At 63.4% G+C, this 13004-nt stretch carries 11 protein-coding genes; 7 read left to right on the top strand and 4 right to left on the bottom strand.

Annotation, left to right across the window (positions count from 1 at the left end):
- Positions 1–26: 26 nt before the first annotated feature.
- Positions 27–338, bottom strand: coding sequence for a PilZ domain-containing protein (locus HHL27_RS10495; protein ID WP_169493366.1), 312 nt, complete (start codon positions 336–338; stop codon positions 27–29).
- Positions 339–500: 162 nt separating this feature from the next.
- Here HHL27_RS10495 and HHL27_RS10490 point away from each other — a divergent pair, with 162 nt between their 5' ends.
- Entirely contained in the window at positions 501–1727 is a 1227-nt protein-coding gene (locus HHL27_RS10490) for a dipeptidase (RefSeq protein ID WP_169493365.1), read from the top strand.
- Position 1728: 1 nt separating this feature from the next.
- On the opposite strand, the gene HHL27_RS10485 is transcribed toward HHL27_RS10490, so the two are convergent.
- The 3 genes from HHL27_RS10485 to HHL27_RS10475 all read right to left on the bottom strand — a co-directional run bounded on the left by HHL27_RS10485 (position 1729) and on the right by HHL27_RS10475 (position 6082).
- The gene (locus tag HHL27_RS10485; RefSeq protein ID WP_169493364.1) at positions 1729–2337 is read right to left on the bottom strand and encodes a twin-arginine translocation pathway signal protein; all 609 of its coding nucleotides are present in this window, start codon (positions 2335–2337) and stop codon (positions 1729–1731) included.
- A gap of 74 nt (positions 2338–2411) precedes the next feature.
- Positions 2412–3893 (bottom strand): Ppx/GppA family phosphatase, encoded by a 1482-nt coding sequence (locus HHL27_RS10480; RefSeq protein WP_169493363.1) that lies wholly within the window; start codon positions 3891–3893, stop codon positions 2412–2414.
- Positions 3894–3910: 17 nt separating this feature from the next.
- Positions 3911–6082, bottom strand: a complete 2172-nt coding sequence (locus HHL27_RS10475; protein ID WP_206069554.1) for an RNA degradosome polyphosphate kinase — start codon at positions 6080–6082, stop codon at positions 3911–3913.
- Between the two features lie 412 nt (positions 6083–6494).
- Here HHL27_RS10475 and HHL27_RS10470 point away from each other — a divergent pair, with 412 nt between their 5' ends.
- From HHL27_RS10470 to HHL27_RS10445, 6 genes are all read left to right on the top strand, one after another.
- On the top strand, positions 6495–7526 hold the full coding sequence (locus tag HHL27_RS10470; protein ID WP_169493361.1) for a sulfate ABC transporter substrate-binding protein: 1032 nt from the start codon (positions 6495–6497) through the stop codon (positions 7524–7526).
- 33 nt (positions 7527–7559) lie between these two features.
- The gene (gene cysT, locus HHL27_RS10465; RefSeq protein ID WP_169493360.1) at positions 7560–8423 is read left to right on the top strand and encodes a sulfate ABC transporter permease subunit CysT; all 864 of its coding nucleotides are present in this window, start codon (positions 7560–7562) and stop codon (positions 8421–8423) included.
- Positions 8420–9256 carry a sulfate ABC transporter permease subunit CysW gene (cysW, locus tag HHL27_RS10460; protein WP_169493359.1) on the top strand — a complete coding sequence of 279 codons (837 nt, stop codon included), beginning with the start codon at positions 8420–8422 and terminating at the stop codon, positions 9254–9256. The genes cysT and cysW overlap by 4 nt, the downstream gene beginning before the upstream one ends.
- Positions 9253–10218 (top strand): sulfate/molybdate ABC transporter ATP-binding protein, encoded by a 966-nt coding sequence (locus HHL27_RS10455; RefSeq protein ID WP_169493358.1) that lies wholly within the window; start codon positions 9253–9255, stop codon positions 10216–10218. The genes cysW and HHL27_RS10455 overlap by 4 nt, the downstream gene beginning before the upstream one ends.
- 20 nt (positions 10219–10238) lie before the next feature.
- Entirely contained in the window at positions 10239–10415 is a 177-nt protein-coding gene (locus tag HHL27_RS10450; RefSeq protein WP_169493357.1) for a YezD family protein, read from the top strand.
- 93 nt (positions 10416–10508) lie between these two features.
- Positions 10509–13004 (top strand): TonB-dependent receptor, encoded by a 2496-nt coding sequence (locus HHL27_RS10445; RefSeq protein ID WP_169493356.1) that lies wholly within the window; start codon positions 10509–10511, stop codon positions 13002–13004.

Raw genomic sequence — 13004 nt, 5'->3', positions numbered from 1 at the left:
CGGTGGAGGCCGCCAAGAAAAGCTGCTCAGGCGCCGCACCGCGCGATGATCGCGTCATAGATGGCGGGGTGGAGCGGTTCGGGAAACGAACAGCCCGCGATGAACCCTTGCGACCACATGACGATCGCACGGCGGGGCTCAAGTCCGGGCAATGTAACCCATACCGTTTCGCCAACGTCCAGACGGTCTGCACAACTCAGCCGCAAGCCATGTAGCGAAAGGTCGATCACATCCGCCCCAAGGCGGGCAACCCGTCGACGATACTGGGCACGCACGTTGAGCACACGCCGGGGAGAGCGGCGCTCTATCTGATCCGTCTTGCGTTCGGGCGAATTCATTTGCAGCCCCCCGGGCGCCGCACTTTCTTCGCAAGTGCGGAGCGTGATTTATAACATGGTCCGATGTGAATGGTAGTTAACTCGATGTCAGACTTCATTATCCTTCAACGGGCTTGCACAACGGATTTGACTCGCCACGCTCCCTGCGGTGCTATGGTCGCGATGATATCCTTCAGACTTTCCACACTCGCCCTCGTTGCCCTTGCCGTGTCGCTCGGCGCAGACGGGGCGCAGGCGAAGGCACCGCCCCGGCTGCAGGATCGCTTGCTCACGCTCGACACCCACCTCGACACGCCGGCATCCCTGGAAATACCGGGCTGGTCCATCGTCGCCGAACACAAAGGCGATTACACGCAGGTCGATTTGCCGCGCATGAAACGCGGTGGCCTGGATGGCGGTTTCTGGGCGATCTACACCCCACAAGGGCCCCTCGATCCTGTTTCGACCGCGAAGGCGCGGGATTTTGCCTTTCACCGCGCCGTGCAGATCCACGAGATGGTTGCCGCCCATCCCGAAGCCTTTGCCTTGGCGGACAAGGCCGACGATGCCGCCCGCATCAAGGCTGCGGGCCGGCGGGTCGTCTACCTTTCGATCGAGAACGCCTGGCCGCTGGGCGATGATCCCGGCCTGCTGCAGACGTTCTACCGCCTCGGCGTGCGGATTTCCGGCTTCGCACACTTTCGCACCAACCAGTATGCCGACAGTGCAACCGACAAGCCGAAGTGGGATGGTCTGAGCCCGCTTGGCGTGCAGCTGCTGGCCGAGATGAACCGTCTGGGCGTTGTCCCCGACCTGTCGCACAGCTCCGATGCCGCGCTCGCAGATGCGCTGCGGCTGTCGAAGTCCCCCATCATCCTGTCGCATTCGGGCTGTCGCGCGATCTACGACCACCCGCGCAACGTGTCGGACGACCAGTTGCGCGCGCTCGCTGCACAAGGCGGCGTCATCCAGATCAACTCGGTGTACCTCCGAAAGGCCGAGCCCAACCCCGAGCGCGAAGCGGCGCTGAAGGCGCTCGAGGCGAGATATCCCGAGGGCAGGGCGCTGCCGGCCGAACAGTATGCCGCTTTCCTCGCCGAGCGGCGTGCCATCGACAAGGCCTATCCCGAACGTGGCCGCGCCACGTTTGACCTGTTCATGGCCAACATGCTTCACGCGCTGAAGCTCATCGGTCCCGACCATGTCGGTATCGGCGCGGACTGGGATGGCGGCGGTGGTGTCGAGGGGATGGAGGACGTCGCTGACCTGCCGAAGGTTACCGCTGCCCTGCTCGCCGCCGGCTACAGCGAAGCCGACATCGCCAAGATCTGGTCGGGCAATGTCCTGCGCGTGCTTGCCGCTGCCGAAGCGGAAGCCGCACGCGAATCCGCCGCGGCCACGTCATCCTGATTCAGGAGCCGGCACCCTTCCTCGCCGATGCGATCAGCGTGTCCCAAGTTGCCCACGGGATTGCGCGGCCGGGATAGGCTACCGTGCGGAACGGCCAGTCCTTGGCGATCCACGCCGACACCCAGTCCTGCAGTTTGGCATCGAACCCTGCGTCGTACTCTGCCTTCGTCACCCAAAGCTGCACCAACGCATCGTAGCCGGGCACGGGGCTGGGATAGACGTAGACGCAGCCCCGCTCGCGCTTTCCGTCCGGCGTCAACACCGAATAGGCAAACGACGTGCGGGCGCTGAACCGGGCCTGCTCCGTCTCCATGTCCTTCAACGCATCAGCATCGGATATGCCGGCGGTCGGCCAATCGTTACTACGGGTGAAGGTGCGCTGGAGGTGTTCGATCGAGGACATGTAGGCGTCGAAATCGATCTTCACCAAGGCGGGCCCAAGCGGCACAAGGACAAATCCCGGGCCTTCGATCCTGGCAGGTGGGGCAAAGTCTGCGGGCACGAACTGCGGGGCTGGCGAACCGGCCTTGGCCGACAGCTCTTGCGCTGCTGCGGGAAGAGCGCCAGCCAGGGCCAGCATCAACCCTGCGGCGGCAAGCGGTATTCTCATCCGGTCGGTCCCCGAAAGCCTTGTGCAGGGAAGGTGTCGGGCGCGGACGCTTTCCGCAATACGCCGTTCTGCGCCTATCCGATGCGGATTTCGGGCTTGAGCGCCATGAAGTTGGCAAGTGCCCGCAAGTCGCGCTCGGTGCCATCGTTCACCAGCGCTGCGATTTCATCGCTGACGGTAAGGATTAGCCTGTCCCCTTCTGCGTGCAGCGAACTTCCGGTCAGGCCTTGCGCAGTGCAGCCGCTGAACCGGCGGCACAGCCGGGTTGCGAGGCCCCAGGCGACGGCTTCACGCAACTGCTCTTCCGAAGCGATCCGCAGCAGGTCCTGCGGCAATTCGGTCTTGCCAGTGTTGGCGACGAGCGCGGCGGCAAGCATCGCCCGGTCGCGCGCACTCGCGCCGATCCAGCGCTTGCGCAGTGCCCAGTCCCGGGCGAGGTCCGGGCGCAGGTTGGGTTCGACCATGGCGGAGGCAAGGCAAAGCATGATTGCCGAAAGCCGCAGGCGCTCGCGGCGCTCCGCACCGTCGGATAGCGACGCACTGGCCGTCCATCCCGCAACCATCGTCGCCGTTCCAGGCGAGATTCCTTCGTCGCGGACGAAGTCGGCAATGCCCGCCACCAGCGGATCCTGTGAGCGGACATGGGCCGGCATTGCTTCCCATAGCAACCCTTCGCGCAGCCCCCAGGCGGAGAAGACCAGGCGGGAGGGTTGCAGGGTCTTTACCAGCACGCTGATCAACGCGGCCGCATCAGGAAGGCCCGCAAGACGCGAAGCTGAGACATTGGCGATCGGCGCCAAGCTTTCCGGACTGACCCGGGCGAGGGGACGCGCAAGCTTGTCCGCCGCGGCTGCATCGATGGCAAAACCATGTGGATCGTCGATCGGCCAGCCTGCATGGTCCATGGCGTATCGGGCGAAGGCCCGCAGCGACCCACCCACTAGGTAGAGCGTCGAACCGGGCTCGACTTGCCAGTCGGCCTTGGTGAGCGCCTTGGCAACCTTGCGCGCAAATGCCACTTCGCCTTCCGCCCGCAACGCCGGCAGACGCAGCGTGCCCAGCGGCATGGAGATGCCGTGCCGACATTGCCCGTTTTCGATGTCGACCAGTTCCAGGCTGCCGCCGCCAAGATCGCCGACCACGCCCTTGGCTTGCGGAAACGCGCCGATCACACCGTGCGCGCTGGTAACCGCCTCTTCCTCACCCGAAAGAAGGCGGGGGGCAAAGCCCATGGCCTCCACCGCCGCCAGAAACTCCTGTCCGTTCGCCGCATCGCGCACGGCGGCCGTTGCCACGACTTCGATCTGTTCCACGCCCTTCAGGCGAAGCAGCGCGCGATACCTGCGCAGCGATGCGAGCGCCGCGTTTCGCGCCTTTTCCGACAGCAGACCCGTTTCAGCAACCGCCTTGCCGAGCCGCGCCGTGACCTTTTCGTTGTGCAGGACCGCAGGCGCACGCGCAGGTCCCCCGTAGATCACGAGGCGCACGGTGTTGGAGCCGATATCGATGGTCGCGCGTGGCGGGACGACGATGGGCTTCTTGCGATTGGTGGCCATGATCCTCGTGCGCCGGGCTAATCGTGCTTTGCCGTAGCGCCCCCCCGGCGCAACGCAAGCTTCGGTACCTTTCGCCCTTTGGTAAGCGCAGCGCCTCGCCCGGAAAGCGAGGGGTTGGTCATGAAATAGCGGTGGACATTGAACGGCTTGGTCACATCGCCGATCCGGTGATAATTCCCGTCGGCCTCAAGCCGCCAGCTTTGCTCGGTATCGATCAGGTTTGCCAGCATCACCTGATCCAGAACCTGATCATGCACTGTCCGGTTCCGCACCGGCACCATGACTTCGACGCGGCGGTCGAGATTGCGCATCATGCCGTCGGCCGAGGTGAGAAACACCCGGGCGCGCCGATTGGGCAGGGCGGCGCCGTTGCCGAACGCCCATATGCGGCTGTGTTCGAGGAAACGGCCGATGATCGACTTCACGGTGATCCGCTCGGACAGCCCGGGCACGCCGGGGCGAAGGCAGCAGATTCCGCGCACGACCAGCGCGATCTCGACCCCGGCAGAACTGGCCTCATAAAGCCGGTTGATGAGCTGGCTGTCGGTCAGCGAATTCAGCTTCGCCCATATGGCGCCGGCCTTGCCCGCCTTGGCGAAGGCGATCTCGCGGTCGATGCATTCGTAAAGCTTGCGCCGCAGGCCGACGGGCGAAATCGCCAGCATCTCCGTTCCGCGCGGCTCGATGTAGCCGGTGATGAAATTAAACAGTTGCCCAGCATCGCGGCCAAAGCGGGGGTCGGCAGTGAAGAAGGACAGGTCTGTGTACACCCGCGCGGTGACCGGGTGATAGTTGCCGGTGCCGAAGTGGCAGTACGTGCGGTATCCATCGCCCTCGCGGCGCACCACCATCGAAACCTTCGCGTGAGTCTTCCAGTCGACGAAGCCGTAGATTACCTGCACGCCTGCGCGTTCCAGCTGGCTGGCCCACATCAGGTTCTGTTCTTCGTCGAACCGTGCCTTGAGCTCCACCACGGCGGTCACCGATTTGCCCGCCTCGGCAGCCGCGATCAGCGCGGCGATCACGGCAGACTGTTTGCCGGCGCGATACAGCGTCTGCTTGATCGCCACCACGTCAGGATCGGATGCGGCCTGCCTGAGGAAATCGATCACCACGTCGAAGCTTTCGAACGGGTGGTGGATCACGATGTCCTTTTCGCGAATGGCAGCGAAGCAGTCGCCATCATGCTCGAGGATCCGCTCGGGATAGCGCGGTGAATAGGGCTCGAACTTGAGATCGGGCCGTTCCTCTTCGACGATCGCGGCAAGGCCGGTCATCGAAACGAGACCGGGCGACTTCAGGACCAGCGCGTGGTCGAGCCGCAGCTTCTCGCGCAGCAGTTCCTCCGCGCCGGGATCGAAGTCGGCCTGCAATTGAAGCAGGATGACCTTGCCGCGGCGGCGACGCTGGATCGCCGTGCGGAAATGGCGAACAAGGTCCTCTGCGTCTTCCTCGATTTCCATGTCGCTGTCGCGCAGCACGCGGAAGACGCCGCTCCCGTTGATCTTGAATCCGGGGAACAGCCGCGCAGCCTTTCGGCGGATCATGTCCTCGATCGCGATCCACGCGCCTTCCTTGCCGGGCAGGCGGACGAACCGGGGGAAGGCAGGCGGGATCACGATCATTTCGCGCACTTGCGCGCCGTCAGCCGCGCGGGTCAGCGAAAACAGGATGCCGGTCCCCTGGTTCGCGATGAACGGAAACGGGTGCGCCGGATCGATCGCCTGCGGGGTCAGAGCAGGCAGCATGTGCTGTTCGAAGTACTGCGCCAGCCATTCGGCCTCGTGCTTTTCAAGGCGGCGATCGTTGATCAGGCGGACGCCGGCCTTCTCGAGCTGCCGCGAAAGCGACGCCAGGATCGCGTGCTGTTCGTGGACGAGATCGGAAACCGCGCCGTTGATCGCCTGCAGCTGTTGTCCCGGCGTCAACCCGTCGATCGAGATCTCCTCGATCTGCTGGCGGACCTGCCCGGCAAGACCGGCCACGCGCACCATCATGAATTCGTCCAGGTTGCTGCCGGAAATCGACAGGAAGCGCAGACGCTCCAGCAGTGGGTAGCTCTTGTTCTGGGCTTCGGCGAGCACGCGGCGGTTGAACTGGAGCCAGCTCAGCTCTCGGTTGAAGAAGCGTTCGATTGGAGGCTTCACCTCTGCAGCAGCGTCAGTTTCGGCGCCACTTGGCGATCGCATCGGTTCGGTTTCCACTTTCATTGTCATGGCAATGGTCATTGTGCCACGGCCATGGTGTCACTGTGTTACATTAAGATTGCATTCCATCCGAGTGCAACCTTGGCGACCCCGGATCCCGCAGCCGTCGGATGGCGCAATACTCTGTGCGGCAACTCTACTCATTTGGTCGACAATATGGCGCGCTTGGGCGCAGGGCCATTATCTACTGATCAGGTTGAGTTAAGCTTCGGGCACCGCGCTGAGGACCCCGATTCGGTCAACCTTTCAACGCAGCAGAGGAACTTACGCGGCGTATCGCCGCTCCTTCTGCAACTGCGCCGGAAAGGTAGGCTTTAGAGGGCAACAGAACTCCTATAATGTCTACTTTGTAGATTGAGTTTAGTCCGACGGCGCCAACAGGGGAGTACGCACCATGAATCGCCGCACGTTTGTTTCGGCTACCCTCGCTCTCGGTCTGATCGGGCCGGTGCTCGCAGGATGTTCGAGCAAGCCGACGAATCCCAACGCGGTCGAGCTGACCAACGTCTCGTACGACCCCACGCGCGAACTCTACCAGGCGATCAACCCGGCCTTCGCCGCTTACTGGAAGCAGAAGACCGGCAAGGACGTGAGCTTCCGCATGAGCCACGGCGGCTCGGGCAAGCAGAGCCGCGCGATCATCGATGGTCTCGAAGCCGACGTGGCAACGCTGGCGCTCGCCTACGACATCGATGCGATTGCCACGAAGGGCAAGCTGCTGCCGGCCGACTGGCAGAAGGCGCTACCCGACAATTCGTCGCCCTACACCTCCACCATCGTACTGCTCGTCCGCCAGGGTAATCCCAAGGGCATCAAGGACTGGTCGGACCTGGTGAAGCCCGGCGTACAGGTCATCACGCCCAATCCGAAGACCAGCGGCGGTGCGCGCTGGAATTTCCTCGCCGCCTGGGCCTATGGCAAGAAGGCTGGCGGCGGCTCGGATGCGGCAGCTGAAGCCTTCGTCAAGAAGCTGTACGCCAACGTGCCGGTGCTCGATAGCGGCGCGCGTGGCGCCACCACCACCTTTGTCGAACGCGGCATCGGTGACGTGCTGATCTCGTGGGAAAACGAGGCATTCCTCGCCGAGAAGGAACTGGGCAAGGGCAAGTTCCAGATCGTGGCGCCATCGCTCTCGATCCTGGCCGAACCGCCCGTGGCGGTTGTCACCGAGAATGCGAAGAAGCACGGCACGACTGAAGTTGCCGATGCCTACCTGCGCTACCTCTACACGCCCGAAGCGCAAACGGCGATCGCCCACGCTTTCTACCGCCCGCGCGATCCCAAGATCGCCGAGCAGTTCAAGTCGCAGTTCCCGCAGATCCCGATGGTCACGGTCGACAAGGATTTCGGCGGCTGGACCAAGGCGCAGAAGCAGTTCTTCGACGATGGCGGCGTGTTCGACCGCATCTACACCGGCAAGAAATAACAGCCCTTTCCCTGATCGAGCAGGCCACTGCAGATGTCGACGCAATATCCTTCGCCGAAGGCGCGCGCCCGTAGCTGGCGCAAGCCGTCGGTCCTGCCGGGGTTCGCCCTAACATTCGGGACCACGATCGGTTGGCTCACGCTGATCGTCCTGATCCCGATCGCCACCATCTTCCTGAAAGCGGCCGGTCTCGGCTGGCAGCAGTTTCTCGAGGTAGGCTTCAGCAGCCGCGCGCTTGCCGCCTATCGGCTGAGCTTCGGCACGGCCGCTGCAGCTGGCCTCGTGAACGCGGTGTTCGGCCTGCTCGTCGCCTGGGTGCTCGTGCGCTATGCCTTTCCCGGCAAGCAGATCGTGTCCGCACTCGTTGACCTGCCGTTCGCCTTGCCGACGGCAGTCGCCGGCATCGCCCTGACTGCGCTCTACAGCCCGAATGGGTGGATCGGCCAGGTTCTCGAACCGCTCGGGATCAAGGTGGCCTTCACGCCGCTTGGTATCACCATCGCCCTGGTGTTCATCGGTCTGCCTTTCGTGGTGCGCTCGGTGGAGCCGGTGCTTGCCGATCTCGGTCGCGATGTGGAGGAAGCCGCCGCGACCCTTGGCGCCAACCGCTCGCAGACCTTCAGCCGCGTGATCTTCCCGGCCATTGCGCCGGCCCTGTTGACCGGCTTTGCCATGGCCTTCGCTCGCGGGGTCGGCGAATATGGGTCGGTGATCTTCATCTCGGGCAACATGCCCGGCAGGACCGAGATCGCCCCGCTGCTGATCGTCACCCAGCTTGAACAATATGCCTACGCCGGCGCGACTGCGATAGCGGTGGTGATGATGCTGGTGTCGTTCGGCATCCTCCTTGCCATCAACGCGCTGCAAGCCGCCGGGCGTCGGAGGATGGGCGCATGAAGCTGCGAACCGTCACCGAAGGGAAGGGCACCCAGATTGTCCTGATCGCCATCGCGCTCGCTTTCCTTGCCTTCTTTGTGCTGTTGCCGCTGATTTCGGTGTTCAGCGAGGCTTTGAAGGCCGGGATCGGCGGGTTCGTGGCTGCCATCGAGACCCCCGATGCGCTCTCGGCCATCAAGCTGACCCTGCTGATCGCGGCCATCAGTGTGCCGCTCAATGTCGTCTTCGGCATCGCGGCGAGCTGGGCGATCACGAAGTACAGCTTTCCTGGCAAGAGCCTGCTGATCACGCTGATCGATCTGCCGTTCTCGGTCTCGCCGGTCGTGTCTGGCCTCATCTTCGTGCTGCTGTTCGGCGCGAACGGCCTGTTCGGGGGCTGGCTGGCGGCGCACGATCTCAAGATCATCTTTGCGGTCCCCGGGATCGTGCTTGCGACGGTGTTCATCACCTTTCCCTTCGTAGCCCGTGAACTGATCCCGCTGATGATGGAGCAGGGCAAGGACGACGAGGAAGCCGCGCTTTCCCTGGGCGCGAATGGCTGGCAGACGTTCTGGCACGTCACGCTGCCCAACATCCGTTGGGGCTTGCTCTATGGCGTGCTGCTCTGCAACGCGCGCGCCATGGGTGAATTCGGCGCGGTCTCGGTCGTCTCGGGCCACATTCGTGGCGAGACCAACACCATGCCGCTGCATGTCGAGATCCTCTACAACGAATACGACTTTGTCGGAGCCTTCGCCGTTGCTTCGCTGCTGGCCGGCCTCGCGCTGGTCACGCTCGTCGCGAAGAGCGTGCTTGAGTGGCGCTTCGACCTCCATTCGGGAGCAAGGCATTGATCAAGGTTCAGAACATCACCAAGCGTTTTGGTGATTTCCCGGCGCTCCATGGCATCGACCTGGAGATCCAGGATGGCGAATTCGTTGCCCTGCTCGGGCCCTCTGGTTCGGGCAAGACGACGCTGCTGCGCATCATCGCGGGTCTGGAATTCCAGGACACGGGCGAGGTGTTCTTCAACGGGAACGATGTCTCCCGGCTCAAGGTGGCCGATCGCCAGGTCGGGTTCGTGTTCCAGCAATATGCGCTGTTCCGCCACATGACCGTGGCAGAAAATGTGGCCTTCGGACTTACCGTCAAGAAGCGCCGCGAGCGGCCGTCGAAGGCAGCAATCCGGGAACGGGCGGACGAACTGCTCCGCCTCGTCCAGCTTGATGGTCTCGGCAAGCGCTACCCCGGGCAGCTTTCCGGTGGCCAGCGCCAGCGTGTCGCGCTCGCTCGTGCCCTCGCCATCGAGCCCAAGCTGTTGCTGCTCGACGAACCGTTCGGCGCGCTCGATGCCAAGGTTCGCAAGGACCTGCGACGCTGGCTGCGTGATCTCCACAAACAGATGGGCCTCACCTCGATCTTCGTGACGCACGATCAGGAAGAAGCGCTCGAACTCGCCGATCGGGTCGTGGTCATGGATCACGGCAAGATCGAGCAGGTCGGCACGCCCGAGGAAATCTACATGAACCCGCAAACGCCGTTCGTTTCGCACTTCGTGGGCGAAACCAACCGCGTCGCGGGCGAGGGCGGTGAAGTCCACTTCCGCCCGCATGATGTCGACGTGGTCGAAGAGGGCGGCGAACTCGTCCTTGTCGACAATGTCTTTCGCAAGGGTGGCGCATGGCGCGTCGAAGGCATGCTGGTCGAAACCGACCTGCTTGTCGAATTCGACGTGGATGCCGCCCTTCCGCAACCCGCCGCCGGGGATCGCCTGCGCATCGTTCCGCGCCGATCCCGCCTGTTCAACCCCGCCTGATTTCGAAAAGGAGCACAGCCATGACAACTCCACCCGCTGCGCCCCGCAACGATGCCGAGCGCCACCTGGAAGAATCGATCGCCAGCGTGCGCGAAGCTCTTGCCGGCCTGCGTTACGGCAATGTTTCGCTGACCATTCACGAAGGCCGCGTCGTCCAGATCGACGTGACCGAGAAGAAGCGTCTCAAGCCGAACTAAAACTCAAGAAAAACAAAGACCCATTCAAGCGTTCCCGACTGCCAACCGGACCACTGGAGGCATCGTGACCCTGACCCAAAGGATCACCTCAAGATGTCTCGTGTAACCCTGCTTGCGGGTGCCGCGCCGCTTGCGCTGCTCGCGCTTTCCGCTCCCGCCTTCGCCGCCGACGCGGCGGCCGCTACCGCCGCCGATGAAGCGACCGCTCCAGCCGCTGAACGCACGTCTGTGGGCACCGGCCAGTCCGACGTGGACGACATCGTCGTCACGGCCCGCCGCCGTCAGGAAACGGCGCAGGATGTCCCGCTCGCCATCTCGGTCGTCGGTGGCGATCACATCGATTCCACCGGCAGCTTCAACGTCGGCCGGCTTCAGCAGCTGACGCCAACGCTGCAGTTCTACAGCTCGAACCCGCGCAACACCTCGGTCAACATCCGTGGCCTCGGCGCGCCGCTTGGCTTGACCAACGATGGCATCGAGCAGGGTGTCGGCATCTATGTCGACGACGTTTATATGGCGCGCGTGGCATCGAGCACGTTCGACTTCCTCGACGTGAAGCAGATCGAAGTTCTGCGCGGGCCGCAGGGCACGCTCTACGGAAAGAACACCACTGCTGGCGCGATCAACATCACTACTCGCCAACCGACGTTCACGCCCGAAGGCCGCGCCGAAATCAGCGTCGGCAACCTCGGCTTCATGCAGGCCAAGGCGGCCCTGTCCGGGCCGCTGACCGACACGCTGGCGGCTCGCATCGCGGTTTCCTCGACCCGTCGCGACGGCACTATCCTGAATGTCGCCACCGGGCAGAAGGTCAACGAACAGGACAACCTTGGTATCCGCGCACAGCTGCTGTTCCAGCCCAACGATGGCGTTGCCTTCACCCTCGCAGGCGATTTCAGTAAGCAGAACCCCCGCTGCTGCGTGCAGATCTACGCTCGCACGGGTTCGACCCAGCGTGCGCTCAACCGGCAGTACGCGGCGCTTGCCGCATCGCTGGGTTACAGCGTGCCGAGCACCAATGCGTTCGATCGCCTGACCGATGTCGATGTGCCGCTGCAAGCCAAGAACAAGATCGGCGGCGTGTCGCTGCGCGGCAAGATCGATACCGGGATCGGCACGATCACCTCGATCACCGCATGGCGCTTCTGGGACTGGAACCCGTCGAACGATCGCGACTTCCTCGGGCTTCCGATCACCACGAAGTCGAACAACCCGTCCAAGCAGAACCAGTACACGCAGGAACTGCGCCTTTCGGGTGAAACTGGCCGCCTGGGCTACGTCCTTGGTGCATTCGGCTTCTACCAGACGATCCGCACCAGCGGCGTGCAGCAGCAGGGCGCTGCGGCGTCCAAGTGGCTCATCCGTCCGTCGGATGCCCTGTCGAAGGACCCGTCGGTGCTCAACGGCCTGACCGCAACCAACGACATCAGCCTCAAGAACACCAGCGCAGCCGTGTTCGGCCAGCTGACGTTCAAGGTTACCGACGCCTTCAAGATCCAGCCCGGCTTCCGCGTCAATTATGACAAGAAGGTTGGTGACTACAATTCGGTGGTGACCAACGGCGCGGGCCAGTTGGTCGTGTTCAAGACCGCCGCGCAAGGTGGAAACACTGCGCGCGAGAAGGCCCAGCTTGCAGTGCTCGCGCCGCAGCAGTTCAATGTGCGCTTCTCCGACTGGAACTTCTCGTATGACGCCACCGCATCCTACGATGTGGCGCGCGACATTCATGCCTATGCGACCTACGCACACACGTTCAAGTCGGGCGGCGTCAATCTGAACGGTGTTCCTGCCGATACTGCGGGCGTGCCGATCCTCAGCCTGGCGACGGTGAAGCCCGAAACGGTCAACCACTACGAAGCGGGCATCAAGACCCAGTTCTGGGATCGCAAGGCCACCTTCAACGTCTCGATCTTCCGGACCGAAATCGAAAACTACCAGGCCCAGGTGTCCAACTACACCGTGGGCGCGCTGCGCGGCTATCTCGCCAATGCCGACAAGGTGCGCACGCAGGGCGTGGAATTCGACTTCTCGGCCCGCCCGAGCGAGCGGTTCAACGTCTACGGCAACGGTGCCTATACCGATGCCACGTACCGCAAGTTCACCAACGCGCCGTGCCCGCCTGAACTTTCCGGCGGTACCCAGAACGTCGACGCCAATGGCAACCTGATCGGCACCCCGGGTGCCGCTGGGACGCCGGGCGCGATCAGTCCGCTGTCGTGCGACATTTCGGGCCAGCGGCTGCCGGGCGTGTCGAAGTGGTCGTTCTCGTATGGCGCTGAGGCGAACGTCCCGGCAAAGCTGTTCGGCACCGACGGACAGGCCTACCTCGGCTTTGACGGCAACTATCGCTCGTCGTTCTCGTCCAACCCGTCGCCCTCGGCCTACACCTGGATCGATGGCTATGCCCTGTCGAATTTCCGTCTGGGGTATCGCACCGACAACGGCTTCGACATCTATGGCTGGGTTCGCAACGCGTTTGACGTCAACTATTACGAACAACTTGCGGTCGCATCGGGCAGCACTGGCCTGATCGTCGGCCAGCCGGGTGACCCCCGCACCTGGGGCGTAACCTTCAAGGCCAGCTTCTGA

Origin of the sequence: Novosphingobium olei, from assembly GCF_012927405.1 — a bacterium.
GTDB classification, from domain to species: domain Bacteria; phylum Pseudomonadota; class Alphaproteobacteria; order Sphingomonadales; family Sphingomonadaceae; genus Novosphingobium; species Novosphingobium olei.
This window is presented reverse-complemented; position numbering and strand designations above follow the sequence as displayed.